At 61.5% G+C, this 22,830-nt stretch carries 17 protein-coding genes, 2 tRNA genes and 1 pseudogene; 6 read left to right on the forward strand and 14 right to left on the reverse strand.

Annotation, left to right across the window (positions count from 1 at the left end):
* Positions 1–41: 41 nt before the first annotated feature.
* The 6 genes from NJC40_RS23355 to pdxY all read right to left on the reverse strand — a co-directional run bounded on the left by NJC40_RS23355 (position 42) and on the right by pdxY (position 7,983).
* Positions 42–1,424 carry an amino acid permease gene (locus NJC40_RS23355; protein WP_253141853.1) on the reverse strand — a complete coding sequence of 461 codons (1,383 nt, stop codon included), beginning with the start codon at positions 1,422–1,424 and terminating at the stop codon, positions 42–44.
* Between the two features lie 76 nt (positions 1,425–1,500).
* A complete protein-coding gene (gene hutH / locus NJC40_RS23360) occupies positions 1,501–3,033 on the reverse strand; it encodes a histidine ammonia-lyase (protein ID WP_045492352.1) in 1,533 nt (510 codons plus the stop codon).
* A gap of 3 nt (positions 3,034–3,036) precedes the next feature.
* Complete coding sequence (hutU, locus tag NJC40_RS23365) at positions 3,037–4,719, reverse strand: urocanate hydratase (protein WP_253141850.1); 1,683 nt, start codon at positions 4,717–4,719, stop codon at positions 3,037–3,039.
* Positions 4,720–4,786: 67 nt separating this feature from the next.
* Positions 4,787–5,731, reverse strand: a complete 945-nt coding sequence (hutG, locus tag NJC40_RS23370; RefSeq protein WP_253141848.1) for a formimidoylglutamase — start codon at positions 5,729–5,731, stop codon at positions 4,787–4,789.
* Positions 5,721–6,938, reverse strand: coding sequence for an imidazolonepropionase (hutI, locus tag NJC40_RS23375; RefSeq protein ID WP_253141847.1), 1,218 nt, complete (start codon positions 6,936–6,938; stop codon positions 5,721–5,723). Before hutI ends, hutG begins: the two co-directional genes overlap by 11 nt.
* 175 nt (positions 6,939–7,113) lie before the next feature.
* Complete coding sequence (gene pdxY, locus NJC40_RS23380; RefSeq protein ID WP_253116004.1) at positions 7,114–7,983, reverse strand: pyridoxal kinase PdxY; 870 nt, start codon at positions 7,981–7,983, stop codon at positions 7,114–7,116.
* Positions 7,984–8,199: 216 nt separating this feature from the next.
* Between pdxY and NJC40_RS23385 the strand changes: the two genes are divergently transcribed.
* Complete coding sequence (locus NJC40_RS23385) at positions 8,200–8,616, forward strand: carboxymuconolactone decarboxylase family protein (protein ID WP_253141845.1); 417 nt, start codon at positions 8,200–8,202, stop codon at positions 8,614–8,616.
* A 56-nt stretch (positions 8,617–8,672) separates the two neighbouring features.
* Here the strand turns inward: NJC40_RS23385 and NJC40_RS23390 are convergent, their stop codons facing one another.
* From NJC40_RS23390 to NJC40_RS23400, 3 genes and pseudogenes are all read right to left on the reverse strand, one after another.
* Positions 8,673–9,386 (reverse strand): methyl-accepting chemotaxis protein, encoded by a 714-nt coding sequence (locus NJC40_RS23390; protein ID WP_492180589.1) that lies wholly within the window; start codon positions 9,384–9,386, stop codon positions 8,673–8,675.
* A 192-nt stretch (positions 9,387–9,578) separates the two neighbouring features.
* A pseudogene (locus tag NJC40_RS23395) lies at positions 9,579–10,532 on the reverse strand (cache domain-containing protein); the annotation flags it as partial.
* A gap of 401 nt (positions 10,533–10,933) precedes the next feature.
* Positions 10,934–12,514, reverse strand: a complete 1,581-nt coding sequence (locus NJC40_RS23400; protein ID WP_253141842.1) for a phage tail sheath family protein — start codon at positions 12,512–12,514, stop codon at positions 10,934–10,936.
* Between the two features lie 153 nt (positions 12,515–12,667).
* Here NJC40_RS23400 and NJC40_RS23405 point away from each other — a divergent pair, with 153 nt between their 5' ends.
* Positions 12,668–13,420, forward strand: coding sequence for a hypothetical protein (locus NJC40_RS23405; RefSeq protein WP_253116014.1), 753 nt, complete (start codon positions 12,668–12,670; stop codon positions 13,418–13,420).
* Positions 13,421–13,574: 154 nt separating this feature from the next.
* Here NJC40_RS23405 and NJC40_RS23410 read toward each other — a convergent pair.
* A tRNA-Asn gene (locus tag NJC40_RS23410) sits at positions 13,575–13,650 on the reverse strand.
* Between the two features lie 173 nt (positions 13,651–13,823).
* A tRNA-Asn gene (locus tag NJC40_RS23415) sits at positions 13,824–13,899 on the reverse strand.
* 162 nt (positions 13,900–14,061) lie between these two features.
* On the opposite strand from NJC40_RS23415, the gene NJC40_RS23420 reads away from it, so the two are divergent.
* The 3 genes from NJC40_RS23420 to NJC40_RS23430 all read left to right on the forward strand — a co-directional run bounded on the left by NJC40_RS23420 (position 14,062) and on the right by NJC40_RS23430 (position 17,522).
* Complete coding sequence (locus NJC40_RS23420; RefSeq protein WP_253141840.1) at positions 14,062–15,687, forward strand: NADP-dependent glyceraldehyde-3-phosphate dehydrogenase; 1,626 nt, start codon at positions 14,062–14,064, stop codon at positions 15,685–15,687.
* A 196-nt stretch (positions 15,688–15,883) separates the two neighbouring features.
* A complete protein-coding gene (locus NJC40_RS23425) occupies positions 15,884–16,396 on the forward strand; it encodes a sigma-70 family RNA polymerase sigma factor (protein WP_253141837.1) in 513 nt (170 codons plus the stop codon).
* A gap of 109 nt (positions 16,397–16,505) precedes the next feature.
* A complete protein-coding gene (locus NJC40_RS23430; protein ID WP_253141834.1) occupies positions 16,506–17,522 on the forward strand; it encodes a FecR family protein in 1,017 nt (338 codons plus the stop codon).
* Here NJC40_RS23430 and cuyB read toward each other — a convergent pair.
* Positions 17,448–18,965: a cysteate racemase gene (gene cuyB / locus NJC40_RS23435; protein ID WP_253141831.1), complete on the reverse strand. Its 1,518-nt coding sequence runs from the start codon at positions 18,963–18,965 to the stop codon at positions 17,448–17,450. The genes NJC40_RS23430 and cuyB overlap by 75 nt on opposite strands.
* 12 nt (positions 18,966–18,977) lie before the next feature.
* The gene (locus tag NJC40_RS23440; protein ID WP_253141829.1) at positions 18,978–20,258 is read right to left on the reverse strand and encodes a dicarboxylate/amino acid:cation symporter; all 1,281 of its coding nucleotides are present in this window, start codon (positions 20,256–20,258) and stop codon (positions 18,978–18,980) included.
* 209 nt (positions 20,259–20,467) lie between these two features.
* Here NJC40_RS23440 and NJC40_RS23445 point away from each other — a divergent pair, with 209 nt between their 5' ends.
* The gene (locus NJC40_RS23445) at positions 20,468–21,403 is read left to right on the forward strand and encodes a LysR substrate-binding domain-containing protein (protein ID WP_253141827.1); all 936 of its coding nucleotides are present in this window, start codon (positions 20,468–20,470) and stop codon (positions 21,401–21,403) included.
* A gap of 81 nt (positions 21,404–21,484) precedes the next feature.
* Here the strand turns inward: NJC40_RS23445 and dctA are convergent, their stop codons facing one another.
* Complete coding sequence (gene dctA, locus NJC40_RS23450; protein ID WP_045494962.1) at positions 21,485–22,786, reverse strand: C4-dicarboxylate transporter DctA; 1,302 nt, start codon at positions 22,784–22,786, stop codon at positions 21,485–21,487.
* Positions 22,787–22,830: the final 44 nt, after the last annotated feature.

Genomic DNA, 22,830 nt, shown 5'->3' on the forward strand with positions numbered 1-22,830 from the left:
AGTCGAATAATACCCCGCAGCCCACACCTTGCCACCCGTTTTCAGTCACTGCTGGCCAGTGCCCGGCCCTGTGCCTGCGGTTTGACCCAGATCCAGTACGCCAGGACCAGCAGGCCGAGCCACACCACCCCGACCCACATGGCCGGACGGCTGTTCGGGAACCAGGCCAGCACGCCGAACACGAACAGCATGAAACCGATGGCCGCCGCCGGGGCAACCGGCCAGAACGGTACCCGGAACTTCAACTGCGCAACCTCGGCGCTGCTCATGCGGCGGCGCATGCCCACCTGGGAAACCAGAATCATCAACCACACCCAGACAGTGGCGAAGGTGGCCAGTGAAGCGATGAGCAGGAAGATGTCTTCCGGGATCAGGTAATTGAGCACCACGCCGATCAGCAACGCAGCGGCCATCACCAGCGCCGTGAGCCACGGCACGCCATTGCTCGACACCTTGGCAAAGCCGGCCGGTGCCTGACCTTGCAGCGCCATGCCGTACAACATGCGCCCGGCACCGAAGACATCGCTGTTGATCGCCGAAATGGCCGCCGAGATCACCACGATATTAAGCAGCGCGGCAGCAAAGCCGATGCCCAGGTTATCGAAGATCTGCACGAACGGGCTGCCTTGGGTGCCGATCTGCGGCCACGGGAAAATCGACATCAGCACGAACAGGGTCAGCACGTAGAACAGCAGGATGCGCAGCGGCACGGCGTTGATCGCCTTGGGCAGCACCCGTTGCGGGTCCTTGGCTTCGCCGGCAGTGACGCCAATGATCTCGATACCGCCAAAGGCGAATACCACCACGGCAAAGCAGGCGATGAAGCCGCCAATGCCGTTGGGCATGAAGCCGCCGTGCTGCCACAGGTTGTGGATGCCGGTGCCGCCGTCACTCAGGCCGAAGCCGTAGAACATGATGCCCAGGCCGCCCAGAATCATCGCCACGATAGCGCTGACCTTGAGGATCGACAGCCAGAACTCCATTTCGCCGAAGACCTTGACCGTACACAGGTTCAGGGCGCCGATGAAACAGATGATCGACAGCACCCAGATCCAGCGTGGCACATCGGGAAACCAGAAGCCCATGTAGATGCCAAACGCGGTGACGTCCGCCAGGCAGACGATGATCATCTCGAAGGCGTAGGTCCAGCCGGTGATAAATCCGGCCAGCGGCCCGACATAGGAGGTGGCGTATTCACCGAACGAGCCGGACACCGGATTGTGTACGGCCATTTCGCCCAGGGCGCGCATGACGATGTACACCGCAGCTCCCGCGATCAGGTAGGCCAGCAGTACCGACGGGCCAGCCAGCTTGATGGCCGAGGCCGAACCGTAGAACAGCCCGGTGCCGATGGCCGACCCTAGCGCGATAAAACGAATATGACGGGCACTCAGACCCCGTTTGAGCCCAGTATGGGTACTCATGTCAGTGCATCTCCGATTGTTTTTATAGTGCAGAGATGGCCGCCCGCGTGCCGGGCGGCCTGTGCTCAATCGAGCGTCAGAGGCTAGGCAGCAGGCGCGGCGGCACCAGCGCATTGAGACAACCGCTGGCCAGCAGAGCACTGGCGGTCTCGATGTCAGGGGCGAAGAAGCGGTCTTCCTGATAGTAAGAAACTTCGGCGCGCAACAGGCTGCGGGCTTTTTCCAGCTTCTCGGAGCTCTTGAGGCCGTTACGGAAGTCCAGGCCCTGACAGGCACCCAGCCATTCGATAGCCAGGATGCCACGCACATTGTCGGCCATGGCCCACAGCCGCTTGCCGGCATTGGGCGCCATCGACACGTGGTCTTCCTGGTTGGCCGAGGTCGGCAGGCTGTCGACGCTGGCCGGGTGCGCCAGCGCCTTGTTGTCGCTGGCCAGGGCCGCTGCGGTGACCTGAGCGATCATGAAACCGGAGTTGACCCCGCCGTTTTCCACCAGGAACGGCGGCAACTGCGACATGTGGCGGTCCATCATCAGCGAGATGCGGCGCTCCGACAACGAGCCAATCTCGGCAATGGCCAGCGCCAGGTTGTCAGCGGCCATTGCCACGGGCTCGGCGTGGAAGTTACCGCCAGAGATCACATCGCCCTGCTCGGCGAACACCAGCGGGTTGTCCGACACGGCGTTGGATTCGACTTCCAGCACTTCGGCGGCCTGGCGCAACTGGGTCAGGCAGGCGCCCATCACTTGCGGCTGGCAGCGCAGCGAGTACGGGTCCTGGACCTTGTCGCAGTTGGCATGCGAGCGCGACACTTCGCTGCTGTCGGTAAGCAGGTCGCGGTAAGCGGCAGCCACGTCGATCTGCCCGCGCTGGCCACGCGCGGCATGAATGCGCGCATCGAACGGCGCCCGCGAACCCAGCATGGCTTCGACGCTCAGGCCGCCGCAAACAGTGGCGGCAGCAAACAGGTCTTCGCCTTCGAACAGCCCGCGCAGCGCATAGGCCGTGGACACCTGGGTGCCGTTGAGCAGCGCCAGGCCCTCCTTGGCGGCCAGGGTCAGCGGCTCAAGACCTGCCACCGCCAGCGCTTCGGCGGCTGGCAGCCACTGGCCTTTATAGCGCGCCTTGCTCTCGCCGATCAGTACCAGCGACATGTGCGCCAGCGGTGCCAGGTCGCCGGAGGCACCCACCGAGCCCTTGAGCGGGATGTGCGGGTAGACCTCAGCGTTGATCAGGGCGATCAGCGCGTCGATGACCTTGCGGCGAATCGCCGAGAAACCACGGGCCAGGCTGTTTACCTTGAGCAGCATGATCAGGCGCACCATCGCATCATCCAGCGCCTCGCCGACACCGGCGGCGTGAGACAGCACCAGCGAGCGTTGCAGCTTTTCAAGATCTTCAGGGGCGATGCGGGTCGAGGCCAACAGGCCAAAACCGGTGTTGATGCCATAGGCAGTACGGCCTTCGGCCAGGATACTCTCGACACAGGCGACGCTGGCGTCGATGGCGGCATGGGCGCCGGGGTCCAGCTCGACGCGCACCGGTTGCTGGTAGGCCTGACGCAACTGGGTCAGGTTCAAGGTGCCGGGTTTGAGGGTCAGGGCATTCATCAATCAGGCTCCTTTGTTGTTCTTGCTGCCGATCATCGGCAGGTTCAGGCCCTGTTCATGGGCGCAGTCGATTGCAATCTGGTAACCGGCATCGGCGTGACGCATCACCCCGGTGCCCGGGTCGTTGGTCAATACCCGGGCAATACGGGCCGCGGCATCGTCGGTGCCATCACAGACGATGACCATACCCGAATGTTGCGAAAAGCCCATGCCTACGCCGCCGCCATGGTGCAACGACACCCAGGTTGCGCCGCCGGCGGTGTTGAGCAGCGCGTTGAGCAGCGGCCAGTCCGATATAGCGTCGGAGCCGTCACGCATGGCTTCGGTCTCGCGGTTAGGGCTGGACACCGAACCGGAGTCCAGATGGTCACGCCCGATCACCACCGGCGCCGACAGTTCGCCAGAGCGGACCATTTCGTTGAACGCCAGCCCCAGCTTGGCACGCTGGCCCAGGCCGACCCAGCAGATCCGTGCTGGCAGGCCCTGGAAGGCAATGCGCTCACGGGCCATGTCCAGCCAGTGATGCAGGTGGGCGTCGTCAGGGATCAGTTCCTTGACCTTGGCGTCAGTCTTGTAGATGTCTTCAGGGTCACCGGACAGCGCCGCCCAGCGGAACGGGCCGATGCCGCGGCAGAACAGCGGACGAATGTAGGCCGGCACGAACCCCGGGAAGTCGAAGGCATTGGCTACGCCCTCTTCCTTGGCCATCTGGCGGATGTTGTTGCCGTAGTCGAAGGTTGGTACGCCGGCTTTCTGGAAGTCGAGCATCGCCTGTACGTGCACGGCCATCGATTGCTTGGCCGCCTTGATCACCGCTGCCGGGTCAGTCTTGGCACGGTCGCGGTACTGCTCCCAGCTCCAGCCGATCGGCAGGTAGCCATTGAGCGGGTCGTGGGCGCTGGTCTGGTCGGTGACCATGTCCGGACGTACCCCAAGACGGACCAGTTCAGGGAGGATTTCAGCCGCGTTGCCGTGCAGGGCGATCGACACCGCTTTGCCTTCGGCGGTGTATTTGGCGATGCGTGCCAGCGCGTCGTCCAGGTCAGTGGCCTGCTCATCGACATAACGGGTGCGCAGGCGGAAGTCGATGCTGGTCTGCTGGCATTCGATGTTCAGCGAGCAGGCACCGGCCAGCGTCGCCGCCAGTGGCTGCGCGCCGCCCATGCCGCCAAGACCGGCGGTCAGTACCCAGCGCCCGGTGAGGTTGCCGCCAAAGTGCTGGCGACCGGCCTCGACGAAAGTCTCGTAAGTGCCCTGAACGATGCCCTGGCTGCCGATGTAGATCCAGCTGCCAGCGGTCATCTGGCCGTACATGGCCAGGCCCTTGGCATCCAGTTCGTTGAAGTGCTCCCAACTGGCCCAGTGCGGCACCAGGTTGGAGTTGGCAATCAGTACCCGTGGCGCGTTGGAGTGGGTCTTGAACACCCCGACCGGCTTGCCGGACTGGACCAGCAGGGTTTCATCGTCGTTGAGTTCCTTGAGGGTCTCGACGATCTTGTCGTAGCACTCCCAATTGCGTGCCGCACGGCCAATGCCGCCATACACCACCAGCTCTTTCGGATTTTCCGCCACCTCGGGATCGAGGTTGTTCATCAACATGCGCAGCGGCGCCTCGGTCAACCAGCTCTTGGCGTTGAGGGTGGTGCCGCGGGGTGCACGGATTACGGTGTCACGAAACGTCGTCATGGTCAGGTCCTGATACAGGGTGTTGTTCTTGTTGAAAGGGTGTTCTTGAAAAACTTGCCGTCAGCGTTCAGCCGCCTAGCGCCAGGGTATGAATCAGCCGCGCCGCCGCCTTGGCGGTGTGGCTGTCGATATCGAACGTGGGGTTGAGCTCCGCCAGGTCGATCAGCCGCAACCGACCGCTGTCACGCAAGCGCTCGATCAGCGGTTCGAGCAGGTGCATGGGCACGCCCCGCGCCGCCGGCGCGCTGACGCCTGGCGCTTCGCTGGCCGGCAGTACATCGATGTCGATGGTCAGGTACAGCGCGTCACAGCTGCGGGCAAACGCGTGCAGCTCATCACCGATCACCTGCAGCGTGGCTTCGCGGATCTGGTGATCCTCACGGACCAGCACATCGAGCTCGGTTGCGCGGTTGAACAACGCCTGGGTATTGCTGGCGCGGCTTACACCGACACAGGCATACAAAAACGGCCAGCCACGCGCGGCGCATTGCTCGGCGATCTGTGAAAACGGCGTGCCAGAGGAACGGGTCTGGCTGAAATCTCGCAAGTCGAAGTGCGCATCGAAGTTGACGATGCCGATGCGTGGGGTGTCCGCCCGCCCGGCAAAGTGCTGCGCCAGTCCCGACCAACTGCCGTACGCCACTTCATGACCGCCACCGAGCACCACCGGCAGGTGGCCGTCGTCGAGCAGCCGGCACACACCGTCGGCCAAACGTTGCTGCGCGGCCTCCAGATCAGCGTCATCACAGACCACGTCACCGGCATCGTAAGCCGGCCCCTGGCGATGCCAGGCCAGATTGGCCAGCGCCTTGCGCATCGCCAGCGGCCCGGCCGCTGCGCCGGTACGGCCGTGGTTGCGGCGCACACCTTCGTCACAGGCAAAACCCAGCAGCGCCAGACCAGGGACCGCGCTCGCAGCCCAGGGCTGGATGCGCTGGTGCCAGCGCGCGCTGTCCTGCTCCGGATCGACGCGCCCGCTCCAGGCGTCCAGGCTCTGACGATCAGCGAACATAAGTAACGACTCCTGCAAAAACGCGCTGGCGCAGACGGCCAGCCTGAATGGCATAGGCAAGTTCGGCCGGGTGACGGACATCCCACAGGCACAAGTCGGCCGGTGCGCCCACGGCGATCCGACCCAGCTCCTTGTGGCCCAGCGCATAGGCCGCATGGGCGGTCATGCCGGCCAGGGCTTCGGTGGGGGTCAGACGGAAAAACGTGCAGGCCAGATTGGCCATCAGGGTCGGCAGGCAGATCGGCGAGGTGCCGGGGTTGGCATCGCTGGCCAGGGCCATAGGGATGCCGTACTGGCGCAACAGGGCAATCGGCGGCTGCTGGGTCTCGCGCAGTACATGGAAGGCACCCGGCAGCAGCACCGCAGCGGTGCCGGACTCGGCCATGGCACGTACGCCGGCCTCGTCGAGGTATTCGATATGGTCCACCGACAGGGCGCCATAGCGTGCGGCCAGCGCGCTGCCACCCAGGTTCGACAACTGCTCGGCATGCGCCTTGATCGCCAGGCCATGGGCGATGGCCGCCTGGAATACTCGCTCACATTGCGCCGGTGAAAAGGCGATACCTTCGCAGAACACATCGACGGCATCGGCCAGCCCCTGTTGCGCAGCGGCCGGGATCATCTGCTGGCAGACCAGATCAATGTAGCCGTCACTGTTGCCGGCATATTCGGGCGGCAAGGCATGGGCGCCGAGCAAGGTGGTGACGACCCGGACCGGTCGCAGCGTACCCAGGCGGCGCGCCACACGCAGCATCTTCAGTTCGTCTTCAAGGGTCAGGCCGTAGCCGGACTTGATCTCGACGGTGGTCACACCATCGGCCAGCAAGGCGTCCAGACGCGGCAGGCTGGCCGCGATCAGCTCATCTTCCGTGGCAGCGCGGGTGGCACGCACGGTGCTGAGAATCCCGCCACCGGCGCGGGCGATCTGCTCGTAACTGACGCCCTGCAAACGCTGCTCGAACTCCACTGCGCGATCACCGGCATACACCAGGTGGGTATGGCAGTCGACCAGCCCCGGCGTCATCACCCCGCCCCGCCCTGCCTCTTCGGTGCCTACAGCCAGCACAGGATCAAAGTCCTTCTCTGCCCAGAGCGCCGCAACGCGGCCTTGCTCGACCAGCACGGCCATGGGCTCAGGCAGTTGCTGCTGCCCGTCAAACAGGGTGACCTCGCGCCAGAGCAGGCGCCCGGATGCAGTGGAGAGCATTTGTCATGCCTTTTCTTGTTTAATGTATATACATTTAGCGCTCATCCCGCGAAAAGGTCAACCTCCAGACAAAAGAAAGCCCGATAACTGCCACATCAGGCACAGTTAACGGGCTTATTGTATATACATATCACTAGGCATGACGCTCAATCTGCCGCTGGTTGCGCTGTTTCGGCTAGAGCGCCACCGCCGGATAGGCCTCCAGCGGCGCCACGATCTGCTCTTGCGCCACCACCAGCGGCAAGTCACGCGAGCCTTCGGCGGTGGCCTTGACCAGCCCGAACAGCGTCGCGGTGGCCAATTCCAGCGCACGCGGCAGCGGCTGGCCGCTGAGCAGGCGCGCCAGCAAGGTCGCCGAGAACACGTCGCCCATGCCGTTGGGCAGTGGATGCAGGGCCAGACGCGGGGTGTTGACCAACCAGGCGCCCTCGCCGTTGACCGCCAGCGTACCGAGCTGATCGGCAGGAATATCCGGCGTGGCCAGGCTGGTGATCACCACCACATCCGGCCCACGGCCGCGCAGTTGCCGCGCGGTGCGCACTGCATCTTCAACACTGACAAGCCGGCTGCCGGTGAGCAGCTCGAACTCGAACTGATTGGGCGTGACAATCGTCGCGTGAGGTATGGCCAGGTTGCGCAGAAAATCCGGAATCGCCGGGTTGACGAACACCCCACGCCCCACGTCGCCCATCACCGGGTCACACAGATAACGCACCGCCGGGTTGTCGCGACGAATCTCGTCGACCGCCTCAAGGATCACTGCACCGATCCCCGCATCGCCCAGATAACCCGACAGCACCGCCGAGACCCTGGACAACACGCCCCGGTCACGCAACCCGGCGAGCACCTCGCGAATGTGCTCGGCATCGAACACCTGACCGCGAAACTGACCGTAACCGGTGTGATTGGAAAACTGCACGGTGTGCACCGGCAAGACTTCGAACCCCAGGCGCTGTAACGGAAATACGGCGGCGTCGTTGCCGACATGGCCTAGAGCGACATGGGACTGGATGGACAAAACGTACGGCGGATGACTATGGGGCATGGCAGCAAGTGGTCCTATTGTTCAGACGTGCGGTGAGCGCAATCAAGCCATCATACCGGCATGCCTGCCACTGACCACATTCCAGGCAGGAATGCACTGGATAAAAACTATGACTTTTTCGTCATTCGAAGAAGCGGCTAAAGTAGAGCCTGATGTCGCTGGTATACCAGCGACCGACCCACCGTGACCTGAAGCCGCCGAGAAGAGGACCGCACCATGCCGTTGCGCGATGAGTTCGATAACCCGCAATTCAAGAAAGGCCTGCAAGTACGCCGCGAAGTGCTGGGCGCTGAATATGTGGATCGCTCGGTCAATGAGGTTGAAGACTTCATGATTCCGATGCAGAAGATCACCACCGAATGGTGTTGGGGCGAGGTCTGGACCCGGCCGGGCCTTGAGCGCAAGACCCGCAGCATGCTCAACCTGGCCATGCTCACCGCCCTGAACCGCCCCAATGAAGTTCGCCTGCATGTGCTGGGCGCGCTGAACAACGGCGTCACCCCGGAGGAAATCCAGGAAATCCTCCTCCAGGCCTGCATCTATTGCGGCGTGCCTGCGGCGCTGGACAGCTTCAAGATCGCCCACGAAGTGGTGAAGAAGTTCCAGGCTGATCAGGCCAGCGAGCCGAAGTAACCGCTATGGCGCCGTTTACGCGCGGCGTCGCTCGCGCAGTGATTCAAGCCTAAGCGTCACACGTTGAAACGCCCCAACAACTGCCCCTGCTGCTGCACCTGCTCGACCATCATCGAGCACTGGCGCACCTGCTCTTCAGTACCGGCCGCCACTTCGTGGCTGAGGTCACGAATGTTGGTGGTGTTGCGGTTGATCTCTTCGGTGGTCGCGCTTTGCTCTTCGGCCGCCGTTGCGATCTGGGTGTTCATGTCGTTGATGCGCACAATCGCCTGACGGATTCGCACCAGCATCTGGTTGGCCGCACCGGCCTGTTCGGCGGTTCTGCTCGCGCTATCGCGGTTTTTTTGCATGCGTGACTCGGCTTGCTGCACGCCAGACTGCAACTGATCGATCATCTGGCGGATTTCCTCGGTCGATTGCTGGGTGCGCGACGCCAGGGTCCGCACCTCATCGGCCACCACGGCAAAACCACGTCCTGACTCACCGGCACGGGCGGCCTCAATCGCCGCGTTGAGCGCCAGCAGGTTAGTCTGCTCGGCGATGCTGGTAATGACCCCCAGAATCGACTCGATGTTGTCGCTGAACCGCGCCAGCTCCAGGATCGCCTGGCCGGTTTCCTCCATTTCGACCGCCAGATGTCGGATCGCCTCGGTTGAACGCTGCACCACGTGTTCGCCGCTTTCCGCTTCCTGGTTTGCCGCCAGTGCCGCCTGCGCGGCGGCCTGAGCGTTGTGGGCCACGTCATCGGCGGTCGAGGACATTTCCTGCATCGCAGTGGCCAACTGATCGAGCTCCTGCAACTGACGCTGCAAGCGGCTATCGGCCTGGGTCGCTTCGCGAGAGGTTGCTGCGGTGCTCTCGCGCACTTGGCGCGACGAGCCCAGCACCTGACCGATCAAGCCTTGCAGGGTTTCGAGAAACAGGTTGAATTCCCGAGACACACTCGCCACTTCATCGTTGCCATGGGCAGGCAAGCGGCGGGTCAGGTCGCCCTCGCCGCTATTGACCTCTTTGATCGAACGTTGAAGCAGGTCAAGCGGCTTGAGCAGCTGCTTCATGAAGGTACTCAACAGCAGCAGGCTGATGATGACCCCCAGCACGGTGGCGATGATCGCCCACTTGCTCAGGTTGTCGGCCTCGGCCATGACGATCTTTTCATCAAGCACAACCCCGATGTACCAGTCAGCACTGCGCAGGTTGGCCAACGGGGTGAAGGCCACCAGCAGGTCCTTGCCATCAACCTGAACCTCCTGAAGTTTGCCGGTCAACGTCGGCTGCTGGCCGGCAAACAGTTCACTGTAGTTTTTGGCGTTGAGCTCTGTGTTGGGGTGCGAAATGATATTGCCGTTCTTGCTGAGCAAAAACGCGTAGCCCGCCCCGTTGAAGTCCAGGGTGTTGACCGCATCACTGATCGCCTTCAAACGAATGTCACCGCCCATCACCCCCAGGAACTGGCCTTTATCACGCAGCGGCACCACGGCGGAAATCAGGGTTTCCTGGGTCGTTGAATCCACATAGGGATCGCTCAGCACGGCTTTGTCGGCTGCCTTGCCGGTTGCATACCAGGGCCGTGTGCGACCATCCCAGTCGGCCTTGGGCTTCCAGGACGAAAGGTTGGAAATGGGTTTGCCATCACTTTGCAGCGCGCCGAAGATCATGATGAATTCATCGCTGAGCATCGGGCTGTGGATGACGCGTAATACATGCGCGGGGCTGTAATCGCTGTCGATGTTCTGCGCCACCAGATCGATGAGTTTGAGCTTGGCTCCCAGCCAGTTTTCAATCTGCCGGGCCAGCGCACCACTGGACTCGGCAATGCTGGCAGAGACCTGACGATCCAGCGAACTGCGCACCTGGGTGACCTGAGAAACCGATAACAGACCGGTGGTGAGAAACAATACAGCTGCAGCGGCCATGCTGACTTTATGGACGATTTTCAACGGCACACTCCCTTGACTAGCCGGACAACAAAATCTGTCGCGCAAGGTAATGGCGATTTGAAATCAGCACAATCCACTTACAAACAAACTTAATGCTCACAAACGGTACTTTACACTTTCGTTACATTATGACGCGCAACGAATAGGATACCGTTGAAACGCAGCCAATAGCTGTTGGAACGCTCTGCGTCGCGGGTTACCGCGGCGCATGAGACGTTTGGAGGATGGACGCTGCGCGGCTGAGCCTGACAGTGCCGCGCATTGGCAGGACGAGTGATCAGATTTTTGAAACAGGCGCTTGTTGTGACATTTTGTAAAATCCAGGCTGAAAATCTGCTCACCACGCTCAGCGATTCAACCATCCGGACACCTTTGAGTCAGCCGGATTTGGCCTGTTGCTGCTGGAAGCTGATGACCAGAAACTCTGTCGGATGCACGACTGCGACCTTCACGGATACGTTCAGGTAGCCGTTGAGTAAATCGTCGGCGGTCATCGTGCTTCCCAAACCTACATCGACTTGAAATGCATCCGCTGGTGAGGCTCCTTGCAACCCGCCCTCCTGCCAGACCTGGGTCAGGAAACTGGTAATCATGGATTTCACTGCAGCCCAGGTGTTGGCATCGTTGGGCTGGAAAACATAGGACCTGACGGCCTGTTTTATCGATTGCTCCAGGAAAATCACGGTGCGCCGTACTGAAATGTAGCGCCAGTCCTGGCTGTTGCCGTCCAGCGTACGCGCGCCCCAGACCAGAATGCCCTGGCCGTTGAAAAAACGGATGGCATTGATCGACTCACCAGACACCGCGTCGATATTCAGATAGGCCTGCTGATCGTCCGTTAAGCAGATCGGCAGGTCGATGGCGCCCACGATCCCGACGTTGGCCGGCGCTTGCCACACTCCGTTGTTGTTATCGTTAACGGTGTAGACACCGGCCATCGCACCACTGGGCGGCAGCAGGTTGGCGCACGCCAGTACCTGAGTGACGATCTGGCTGTAGACCGCACTGGCACTGAGCAATGCGGCTTGCAACTGGCTATTGCTCATCGGGTTGGCCGGCGGATTTTGAATCATCTCCAACAGCTTGGCCGCCGCCGGATTGGGTGCCGAAGGCGGGTTGAGCAGCGCAGCCAACCGGCTGACATCACCACCGAACAGGTTGGTGAAGTCGATATCCGCCTGCTGCATGATGGTAGTGCCGATAAACGGATAGTAGGCCACGCCGTAGCTCAAGCCATTGCTGCCCGTATTATCGCGGAAGGTCTGGATGTCTTGTGTGTACAGAACCGGGTCCGGATTGGCGCCACCAATCACGTCGAAAACACACACTGCCGTGCCCATCTGCTGAGCCTGCAACAGCATCCCTTGCATCAGCGTGCCGTTGTCGGCAACCGACAGCAGTGTGGCTTCAGGGCAGATGTACAGGGTCGGTTCCGGTTCGTTGCGCAACAAGGCCAGACCGCGTTGCAGATCAGTCAGTTGCACATTGGGATTGACCACCGCAGCGGCCGGGGCTGCCAGCGGCTTGTGGCTGGCAGGGCCATAAGTGCCCACAGCCACGATGTAGGCATCGCCGCCACCATTCTGGTAAAACAACTGCACACTGTTGTACAGGTAATAAAGGGTGTTGGGGTCAGGCAACACCGCATAACACTGGCCGTTGAGGGTCAGGGCGTCTGCGGGCGCGGGTTCCGACGACTGCGGCACCAGATAGTACTGCGGGCTGTATTGCCGTGCCGGGTCCGCCGGTGGCGGCGGATTATCAAGCATGAACAACGCCTGAAACTCGGCGAACGAGGAAATTTTCTGCGCCTTGTTATAGAACGACTGGCCTTGATAGTCCGCCCGTGGCGTGTAACCGATGAACGCCGGTACCGCCGTGGCTACCGGCACCACAGAATTGGGGAAGGCGTTGACTTCATTGATGTACACGCCGGGTGTTGAGTAGCTGGTAGCCATTGCTCGTCCTTGAAAGGTCATGAATGGAGTGGACGTATGGGCGGAGTCGGTACGTGTGACTGCACATCAACTACAGACTTGCACACCCTTAAACACAATTTGAATGCCTTCGCTGTTTTTGATATTACGACAATATCACTCAGGACGCTGCGAATGGATAACACGCAACAACGCTTGGCCAGTGCCTACCACGAAATACTCAAAGGGCTGCCACAGCACTGGCTTGATCGTAGCCGATCCCACGAAGCGCAATACGCCAAGCTTTCTGGCCTGTTCCTGCCGGGCACCTCGCCTGACTACCAATGCGCACCGCAAAAAATTCTGGTGGTCGGGCGTGAAACCCGCCGCTGGGACGTGCTTAAAGGCGAAGAAACATTCGAGAGCCTGGAAACGTATATCTGCAAAGCCATGGCGACCCAGCAAGACCACCTTGCCAGGTTCATAACCCGCCCCAGAGACCGGGGCGAAAGTTTCTTCAATCTGCTGCGCGATCTGGCCGACCAACATGGTTCTGCAGCTATCGCCTGGGCAAACCTGTTCTGCTTCGCCTGGAACAAGAAGTCTCCGGTGCGCTGGGAGCACTTCAAAAAACTGTTGGCAATCTCAGAGCAGTTGCTTAAAGCCCAAGTAAAGATCCTGCAGCCCGACATCATTATTTTCGCGAACGGTGCCAGCAGTGCAAAGTTTCGCCAAGGCTACTTTCCTCACAAGGGCGAATCGAGTGTATGCAGCGAGCTGGGCGATTTCTGCGAGCAGGGAATCGCGCTTAATCAACTCTGGCGATTCAAGCTACAGCAGCGTATTCAATGCTATCGAATTCAGCATCCAAGCAGCATCAGCACGGCCTCTCGCGCTGCGCGTCGTTTTTTGCTGGAGCAGTTACGCATCAGTACAGAAGGCAGATGAACGCTATCGGGCACCATCAAGAACGTCAGCGAGGCAGTCAGCGCCAGACATCCAGACCAGCCCTGCGTGAATGCAGACATGAAGCGGTGAACGACAGAAACCTGCAAAAACGAAAAAGGGCGACTACCTCTCAGTAGTCGCCCTTCTCTTGGTCTGGCTCCACGACCTGGACTCGAACCAGGGACCCAGTGATTAACAGTCACTTGCTCTACCAACTGAGCTATCGCGGAATGGGTGCAATCATACTCCGCTCGTTTTACAAGTCAACACCCGGCCAGAAAAATTTCAGAAAAATCAGCAACTTCGCATCAAGGCCGTCAGACCTGTCTGCGCCGCTCACGCCCACAACGCGCTGAAACGAAAAAGGGCGATTGCCTCTCAGCAATCGCCCTTTTCTTTTATCTGGCTCCACGACCTGGACTCGAACCAGGGACCCAGTGATTAACAGTCACTTGCTCTACCAACTGAGCTATCGCGGAATGCGGGCTATCCTACTGATTTCAAAACGCAAGTCAACACGTCCCGAGAAAATTCCGGAAAAACTGCCAGCCAGCCCCAATCCGGGCTTCTTCCACTCAGCCAGCTGGCGTAGTGTGGCCTTGGCCCATCCCTTCCCAAACGATCACAGCGAGGTGAATGTCATGCCGCAGGATAGCCGTCTTCAATCCCTGTTCCCCACCGCCGAACAGATCCCGGAGGTCTGGCGTCCGGGCCCGGCCATTGAGCAGCGCGAGTATCTGGTCGATGGCATTCTGGAAACCTGGCCCGGCGTTCTGGCCCCGGTGCGCAGCCCGATTTCGGTGCACCGGGGCGACGCGCTGGAGCCGGTGATTCTCGGCAGTACCCCGCTGATGGATGCCGATACGGCGATGACGGCACTGAATGCCGCGGTGCGTGCCTATGACCGGGGTCAGGGCGCCTGGCCAACCATGCGGGTGGTCGAGCGGATCCAGCATGTAGAGCAGTTTCTCAAGCGCATGCGCGAGCAGCGTGAGCCGGTGGTACGGCTGCTGATGTGGGAAATCGGCAAGAATCTCAAAGACTCCGAGAAGGAGTTCGACCGTACCTGCGACTACATCACTGACACCATCAATGCCCTCAAGGAGCTCGACCGGCGTTCGAGCCGCTTCGAGCTGGAGCAGGACACGCTGGGCCAGATCCGCCGGGTACCGCTGGGCGTGACCCTGTGCATGGGGCCGTACAACTACCCGCTCAACGAAACCTTCACCACCCTGATTCCGGCATTGATCATGGGCAATACCGTGGTGTTCAAACCGGCCAAGTTCGGTGTGCTGCTGATCCGCCCGTTGCTGGAAGCGTTCCGCGACAGCTTCCCGGCCGGGGTGATCAACGTGATCTACGGCCGTGGCCGGGAAACGGTCAGCGCCTTGATGGCCAGCGGCAAGGTCGATGTGTTTGCCTTTATCGGCACCAACAAAGCCGCCAGCGATTTGAAAAAACTGCACCCGCGCCCGCACCGCCTGCGCGCGGTGCTGGGGCTGGACGCCAAGAACCCCGGGATCGTGCTGCCGGATGTGGATCTGGATAACGCGGTCAACGAGTCGATCACAGGCTCCCTGTCATTCAATGGCCAGCGCTGCACGGCTCTGAAGATCCTGTTCGTGCATGAGGACGTGGTCGAGGCGTTTCTCGACAAGTTCCAGAGCAAACTGGCCCAGCTCAAGCCCGGCATGCCCTGGGAGCCAGGGGTTTCGCTGACGCCGTTGCCGGAGCCAGGCAAGACCGAGTATTTGCAAGGTCTGGTCGCCGATGCCGTGGCCCAGGGTGCGCGGGTCATTAACGAGGGCGGTGGCGAAGTACTGGAGAATTTCTTCTACCCCGCCCTGCTCTACCCGGTGACCCCGGCCATGCGCGTCTATCACGAAGAGCAGTTCGGCCCGGTCGTGCCGGTGGTGGTCTACCGCGAGCTACAGACAGTGATCGACTACGTGCTGGACTCCGACTACGGCCAGCAGTTGAGCATTTTTGGCAACGACTCGGCGCAGGTCGGGCGGCTGGTGGATGCCTTTGCCAATCAGGTCGGGCGGATCAATATCAACGCCCAGTGCCAGCGCGGCCCTGACCAGTACCCGTTCAACGGGCGCAAGAACTCGGCCGAAGGCACGCTTTCGGTACACGATGCGTTACGGGTGTTCTCGATCCGTACCCTGGTGGCGACCAAATTCCTGGAAAGTAACAAGGCACTGGTCAGTGACATCATCCGTAACCGCGAGTCGAGCTTTTTGACCACCGATTACATTTTCTGATGGCAGGGGTCGGCATCGGCATTGCAGTGCCTGTGCCGGGCCGCTCACCTGCAAGCAGGCTCTCACGGGCCCGATGCGGCCTGCTGAGAGCAGCGACGACACCCCATAATTGATAATGATTATCGAAGACAGGTAGGATACGCCGCTCAAGGCAGGACATACCGCCACTTGCCCAGCTATTCGAGCACTCATCTTCGTGGATTCGTCCGCCAGCAAACTTGACCTCTACCTGACCCATCGCGCCGCGCTGGTCGATTACGCCGCGCCTATTGTCGGCTGCCGGGCGCGTGCCGAGGATGTGGTGCAGGAAGCCTGGCTGCGCTTCAATGCCCGGCAAACCGGCGATCTGGAGATCATCCATCCGTTAGGCTATCTGTATCGCATCGTGCGCAATCTGGCGCTGGATCAGACCCGCAGCCTGGCCACCGAACGGCGCCAGCCCGACGGTGATGCGCTGCTGGCCGACTTGCCAGCCAGTACCGCGTCGCCCGAGCAGCAGGTCGCCAGTCAGGATCAATTGCAGCGGCTGGCCGATGCGCTGTTGCAACTGCCTGAACGCACCCGCATCGCGTTCGAGATGCATCGCCTGGGCGGCTACACCTTGCAGCAGGTCGCGGCGGCGATGGGCATTTCAGTGGGCCTGGTCCATCAACTGGTTCATGACGCCTTGAGCCACTGCGCGACCCGTCTGGAACGTGGTCATGACTGAAGGCGCAGAAAAAAATCTGAAAAAAATCGCCGCACATCCGTCCTTTGCCTGCCAGGGTCACTCTGTGCCACCCTCGCCCACCCCGCCAACCGCTGGAGCCATGCCGGATATGTCCCACGCCGAACCTCGCCAGGCCCGTCTGGATATCGCTCTGGACTGGCTGCTGCGTGTCCGTCAGACACCGCAAGATGCCCAGTTGCAGGCGCAATTTCGCCAGTGGCAGCAAGCCGATGCGCAAAACGCCGAAGCCGCGCGCAAGGCTGAGCAGGTGTGGCAGTTGACCGGGCAAATGCAGGCGAGCACCGCGCATTTGTGGCCAGCAGTGCCGCCTGCTGCCAGTGCTGCGCCCATAACGCCGCTCTCTATTACGCCTGCCGCTCCATTGCCAGCCCGCCCGCGGCGCCGGCGCACGCTCGCCTGGGCCGCCAGCGCGGCATTGGCCGCGTGCCTGACGGTGATGATTGCGCCTGAGCTCGGTACCCGCCTGCAAGCCGATTACCTGACCGCCCAGGGCGAGCGCCGCGAGGTGCAATTGCCTGATGGCAGCCTGGCGGTGCTGGATTCGGGCAGCGCCCTGGCGGTGGACTATTCGGCTGAGCGGCGGAGTATTCACTTGCTCAGCGGCCAAGCGTTTTTTCAGGTCAGGCCCGACTCCGGCAAGCCCTTCACGGTGCACGCCAAAGACCTGGACGTGACCGTGACCGGCACGGCGTTCAATGTCGATGTGGACGGTAAGCACATCGAAGTCGCGGTCCAGCACGGCTCGGTCAAGGTCCAGGAGCCTGGCTCGCCGCGCCTGCTCAGCGCCGGCCTGACCGTGGGCCAGCGGCTGGTGTTCGACCGTGACAAGCATCTGGCCCAACTCGACACCCTGCCTGCCGGCCGGATCGCCAGTTGGCGCAACGGTCAGTTGATTGCCGAAAACGCCCGGCTGGGCGATGTCGTCGAGCAACTGCGCCGCTACCTGCCGGGCAAGGTCTGGTTACGAGATCAAGACTTGGCCGAACAACGCATCACCGGGGTTTACGACACCCGCAACCCGCACGCGGCGCTACGCGCCATGGCTCAGCCGCATGGTGCGCAATTGAGCCAATGGAGTCCCTGGCTGTTGGTGATCAGCCGCTAGTGCCACGCAGCGCCGGGCCAGCACCGTGGTCGGATCGACCAGCGCCACACTGACGCCGTCAATCAAGAAGTCATCAGCCTGGGGCAAAATCAGCGGCAGCTCAGTGCAGCCCAGAATCAGCACCCGCGCGCCCTGCTGCACCAGATGCGCGGCGGCCTGCAACAACTGTTCGCGACACACACCCAGGGTGTAACCGGCCTTGACCCCGGCCGGGCCGTATATCGCGTTCATCACCAGCGCCTGATGCGCCGGGTCGGGTAGCATCAGCGCCAACCCCAGACGCTCGGCGGCGTCATGGTAGACGCGGCTCTGGACCGTCCCGGAGGTCGCCAGCAGTCCGACCTTGGCGTCCAGCCCGCAGGTGCGGCCGATATGCCCGACGGTCTCGTCGAGCATGTTGATGATCGGCACCTGCAAGTGTTCCTGGATGCGCTGCACATAAGCGTGGGCGGTGTTGCACGGAATTGCGATGGCCTGGGCGCCCTCTTCCTGCAGGCGTTTGCAGGTGGCATACATTGCCACCGTCGGGTCAGTGTCCTGATGCAGCAGGTTGGCGGTGCGGTCCGGAATCTGCGGGTTCTGCTCCACGACCAGCTTGATGTGCTCCTGATCCTTGCCGGCCGGGGTATGGCGCACCACCTTGCCGATGAAGTCCACCGTGGCCGCCGGCCCGACGCCGCCGACAACCCCCAGCTTGAATGGCGCCCGGACTGAGACGGGTTCACTGCAAGCGGCAAAGTCGGCATACAGCCGGTTGATGTCCAGCAGTTGCAGGCCGCGCTGTTGTAGTGCTTCGCTGAGCAACGACAGCTCGGTCATGCCCGGCAACAACAGTTGTGCGCCCTGCCCGACCAGCTCCAGACCTGCCTGATACAGCAATTCCTGGGCGCTACCGTCCAGCTGTCCGGCCTTGATGCCGTTACGGCCATACACCGCCTCCATCAGCGCCGCCTGGCTCTGCACCGACGGATAGACAAGCACGTATTGCTCGCCCAGGAACCGCTCAAATAGCCCCGCAGCCCGCACATAATCGGAAGCCAATATCCCCAGGTGGCTGCCTGGGCTGAACTGGCGCGCCAGATACTGGCGCAGCGCATCGAACATATTGATCACCGGCACCTCCAGTTCGGCGGTCAGCTCATCGAGAAAGGTATGGCTGGCGAAACAGGGCACCAACACCGCGTCAGCCCCCTGTTCGGCGAAGCGCTGGCAGGCCTGGAACACATACAGCTTGCGTGAGGTCATGCTGGCCCCGGCATCCAGCGTGCGCTTGAGGTCCTTGAACGGGCGCTGCTCGAACAACAGGTGATAACGACCCTGATCGGCCAGCAGCGGCTGGCTCTTGAGCAGTTTGAAGAACAGGTCACCACCGGCCAGAGCACCCAGCCCGCCGATGATGCCCAGGGTGCGGCCCTTGCCGGCCGCCGGGTTCAGAGAAGTCATGATTAGCCTCGATCAGGCGCGGGCCGCGCCGGGTTGGGAGTCCGCTTGCGGTGGCGCTTGCAGGTCGCGGCGCTCTTCGAGTTTGGCGATCACCGCCGTGGCGATGCTATTGCCCACTACGTTGGTGGCGGTACGGCCCATGTCGAGAAACTGGTCGATGGCCAGAATCAACAGCAGGCCGGCTTCAGGCAGGTTGAACATCGGCAAGGTCGCCGCCACCACAACCACCGAAGCCCGCGCCACACCGGCCATCCCCTTGCTGGTGATCATCAGGGTCAGCAGGATCAACAACTGCTGGGTAAAGCTGAGGTCGATGTTGTAGGCCTGGGCGATGAACATGATGGCAAAGGCCTGATACATCATCGAACCATCAAGGTTGAACGAATAACCCAGCGGCAGCACGAAGCTCGACACCTTCTTGGACGCGCCGAATTTCTCTAGGGCATCAATGGTCTTCGGGTAGGCCGACTCGCTGCTCGCCGTCGAGAACGCCAGCAGCACCGGCTCGCGAATCAGCTTGCCGAGGGTCAGCACCGGCTTGCCCAGAAACACATACCCCACCGCGAACAGCGTCGCCCACAGAATCAGGATACCCAGGTAGAACTGGCCGATCAGCTTGCTGTAGTCCAGCAACAGACCAATCCCCTGAGTGGTGACTGCCGCTGCCAGTGCTGCAAACACGCCGACCGGTGCAAACAGCATCACATAATCGGTGATGCGGAACATCACCTTGGCCAGTTCATCCACCGCCTGACCGATGAACGAGTGGCCCTGGTTTTTCAGGTAGGCCAGGCCCAGACCGAAGAAGATCGAGAACACCACGATCTGCAGGATTTCGTTGTTGGCCATGGCTTCGGCAATGCTGCGCGGGAACACATGGCTGATAAAGGTCTTGAGGCTGAAGTCACCGGCATTGACCACTGCACCCGCCTGGCTGACCTGCGCGACGGTCATGTTCAGGCCCGCGCCAGGCTGGAAGACGTTGACCAGCAGCATGCCCAGTGCCAGCGAGAACACCGAGGCGCTGACAAACCAGAGCATTGAGCGCAGACCGATGCGGCCGACCGAGCCGGAACTGCCCAGGCTGCTGATGCCGCCCACCAGCGTGGCGAAAACCAGCGGTGCAATGATCATCTTGATCATGCGCAGGAAAATGTCAGTCACCAGGCTGAAGTAGCCGGCGATGCGTTTGGCGCTCTGCTCGTCCACCGCATAGCGGTTGCAGATCCAGCCCACGATGATGCCCAGCACAATGGCGGCGGCGATGTATTTCGGCAGATTCTTGTTGTTCATAGGCCCCTCGGTCGATGGCGGCGGCCCGTAAGGATCGCCGGATTGGACACAGGCTAAGGGCGCCGGCAAGGCGAGGTGATGAGATCGCACCATAACCTGATGCAAAATCGGAATAGTTGGCCAATGGCCGCAAATCGGAGGTCATAATCGTCAAGCCTGCCGGCATAACGCTGCCTCCCAAAAACGCTCCTGTACACAACGAGCCCACCATGCACACCAAATGGATCGACGACCTGCTGGCCGTGGCCGAGACCAAGAACTTCTCCCGCGCCGCCGACCAGCGCTGCATCACTCAATCGGCGTTGTCGCGGCGTATTCGTTCGCTGGAAGAATGGGTCGGTGTGGAACTGGTCGACCGCAGCACCTACCCGGTGCAGCTGACCCGCGCCGGGCGGACGTTCTGCGAGCAGGGCAAAGAAGCCCTGGCGCTGTTCATGGAACTGCGCTCGGACCTGCGCCGTGGCGACCGTATGCCGGGGCGCTCGCTGCAGGTAGTGGCCGGGCATACCCTGGCGATGACCTTTGTGCCCAAATGGCTGGTCAATCATCGCCAGCAACAACCGGCGCTGAACGCACGGGTGTTGTCGGCCAACGTCCACGATGCGGTGATTGCCCTGGCCGAAGGGCATTGCGACCTGATGCTCGGTTACAGCCACCCGCAGGCACCGATCTTTCTCGACCCGGACAAATTCGTCGGCCTGCGCCTGGGCCATGACGCGCTGGTGCCGATCTGCAGCCCGGACCGAAGCGGTCAGCCGCTGCATGCCCTGCCAGGCTCGGTAGAGGCGCCGCTGCCCTATCTGGCCTATACCGCGACGTCGTTATTGGGCAGGGTCACCGATCTGATCCTGCGCAACGCCGCAACCCCGGCGGCGCTTGAGCGTTGCCATGAAGCCGACATGGCCATGCACCTGGCAAAGATGGTGCACGGCGGCTATGGGGTGGCCTGGTTGCCGGAATCGGCGGTGGCGGACGAGTTGGCCAACGGTACGCTGGTGCGCGCCGGCGACCAACGCTGGAGCACCGAACTGGAGATTCATGCGTTTCGGCGTATTGGCAACCACAACCCGGCACTGCTGGAGTTGTGGCGTTCGCTTGAGCTGCCGCATTCGTCGGCCAAGCCAACTCCCAGCGTGTCTGCGTAGTGCTCAGCTATGTGAGCACTACGCAAATCCGCTGGGAGTGGCCGGCCGGCGCTCCGGTTGCTGACCAAGCTTTTAAGCTGACTACAAAGCGGCTTGCGGACTACGCCCCAGCACGCGGGTGTATTCAGCCCTGGCAGTGTCCTCGGCAAACTCGCCGGACCACTTGGCAACCACCACGGTGGCAACGCTGTTGCCGATGGTGTTGCAGGTTGCAATCGCCATGGACATGAAGCGGTACACACCAAACAGCAGCGCCAGACCCTCGGCCGGCAGCACGCCGATGGCGGTGACGGTGGCGGCGAACACCACGAAGCTGCCGCCCGATACCGCCGCCGCGCCCTTGGAGGTCACCAGCATGATGGCGAGAATCCCCAGTTGCTGCTCCCAGCTCAGCGGCACGCCGTAAGCGTTGGCGATGAACAGCACGCACAGCGACATGTAGATCGAGGTGCCGTCGAGGTTGAAGGCATAGCCGGTGGGCAGCACCAGGCCGACGCTCTGCTTGGAGCAACCGAATTTTTCCAGCTTCTGCAACAGGCGTGGCAGCGCGCTTTCCGAAGACGCCGTGCCCAGCACAATGAACACCTCATCCTTGATGTACTTGAGAAAACGCCACAGGCTAAAGCCTGACAACCGGCACACCGTGCCCAGCACCACGATGATGAAAAACGCCACACAGACGTAGAACATCAGCACTAGGTTGGCCAGTGACATCAGCACGGCGGTGCCGTTGCTGCCCACCGCGTAGGCCACCGAACCGAAGGCGCCCAGCGGGGCGAACTTCATGATCAGGTTGATGAATTCAAAGAACGCTTCGGAAACCCGGTTCAGGCCATCCTCAATGACTTCCCGGCGCTCTTGCTTCAGGGCCAACAGGGCAAAGCCGAAGAAGATCGAGATCACCAGCACCTGCAGCAATTGCCCGCCGGCGAATGCGCCGACGAAATTGTCCGGGAAGATGCCGTAAATAAAGTCCATGGTCGAGGTCGGCGCATGGCCCTTGGCAACCGCTGCCGCGGAGGCAGCCGCGGCGGCGCTACTCGGATGCGCATCGTGCATGCCCGACCCGATCTGCAGCAGGTTGCCCCAGATCAGACCAATGGCCAGAGCGACGGTCGAGACGATTTCAAAGTAGAGCAGCGCACGCCAGCCGACCTTGCCCACGCGCTTGATATCGCCGGCCGAAGCAATGCCATGCACCACGGTGAAAAACACCAGTGGCGCAACGGCGGTCTTGATCAGCTTGAGGAAAATGTCGCCAAGGATCTTGAACTTGGCTGCCAGCTCCGGTGCGATGAAGCCAAAGGCGATACCCAGGAACATAGCCGCGACGACCTGAAAGGTAAGGTCCTTGTACAGCGGTTTTTTCGCAGTTGCAGACATGATTGCGTTCTCGTTGTTGTTATAGATCGGCAATAAGTCGGGCC

The sequence above is a fragment of the Pseudomonas sp. 21LCFQ02 genome, assembly GCF_024129895.2.
Taxonomy (GTDB): Bacteria; Pseudomonadota; Gammaproteobacteria; order Pseudomonadales; family Pseudomonadaceae; genus Aquipseudomonas.

Coding starts and splice junctions, on each gene's coding strand:
- dctA (WP_045494962.1), bottom strand. CDS start 22,786: ATGTCTGCAACTGCGAAAAAACCGCTGTACAAGGACCTTACCTTTCAG.
- hutH (WP_045492352.1), bottom strand. CDS start 3,033: ATGAATGCCCTGACCCTCAAACCCGGCACCTTGAACCTGACCCAGTTG.
- NJC40_RS23440 (WP_253141829.1), bottom strand. CDS start 20,258: ATGAACAACAAGAATCTGCCGAAATACATCGCCGCCGCCATTGTGCTG.
- NJC40_RS23355 (WP_253141853.1), bottom strand. CDS start 1,424: ATGAGTACCCATACTGGGCTCAAACGGGGTCTGAGTGCCCGTCATATT.
- NJC40_RS23400 (WP_253141842.1), bottom strand. CDS start 12,514: ATGGCTACCAGCTACTCAACACCCGGCGTGTACATCAATGAAGTCAAC.
- hutI (WP_253141847.1), bottom strand. CDS start 6,938: ATGCTCTCCACTGCATCCGGGCGCCTGCTCTGGCGCGAGGTCACCCTG.
- NJC40_RS23385 (WP_253141845.1), top strand. CDS start 8,200: ATGCCGTTGCGCGATGAGTTCGATAACCCGCAATTCAAGAAAGGCCTG.
- NJC40_RS23405 (WP_253116014.1), top strand. CDS start 12,668: ATGGATAACACGCAACAACGCTTGGCCAGTGCCTACCACGAAATACTC.
- hutG (WP_253141848.1), bottom strand. CDS start 5,731: ATGTTCGCTGATCGTCAGAGCCTGGACGCCTGGAGCGGGCGCGTCGAT.
- NJC40_RS23430 (WP_253141834.1), top strand. CDS start 16,506: ATGTCCCACGCCGAACCTCGCCAGGCCCGTCTGGATATCGCTCTGGAC.
- NJC40_RS23445 (WP_253141827.1), top strand. CDS start 20,468: ATGCACACCAAATGGATCGACGACCTGCTGGCCGTGGCCGAGACCAAG.
- cuyB (WP_253141831.1), bottom strand. CDS start 18,965: ATGACTTCTCTGAACCCGGCGGCCGGCAAGGGCCGCACCCTGGGCATC.
- NJC40_RS23390 (WP_492180589.1), bottom strand. CDS start 9,386: ATGCAGGAAATGTCCTCGACCGCCGATGACGTGGCCCACAACGCTCAG.
- pdxY (WP_253116004.1), bottom strand. CDS start 7,983: ATGCCCCATAGTCATCCGCCGTACGTTTTGTCCATCCAGTCCCATGTC.
- NJC40_RS23420 (WP_253141840.1), top strand. CDS start 14,062: ATGCCGCAGGATAGCCGTCTTCAATCCCTGTTCCCCACCGCCGAACAG.
- hutU (WP_253141850.1), bottom strand. CDS start 4,719: ATGACGACGTTTCGTGACACCGTAATCCGTGCACCCCGCGGCACCACC.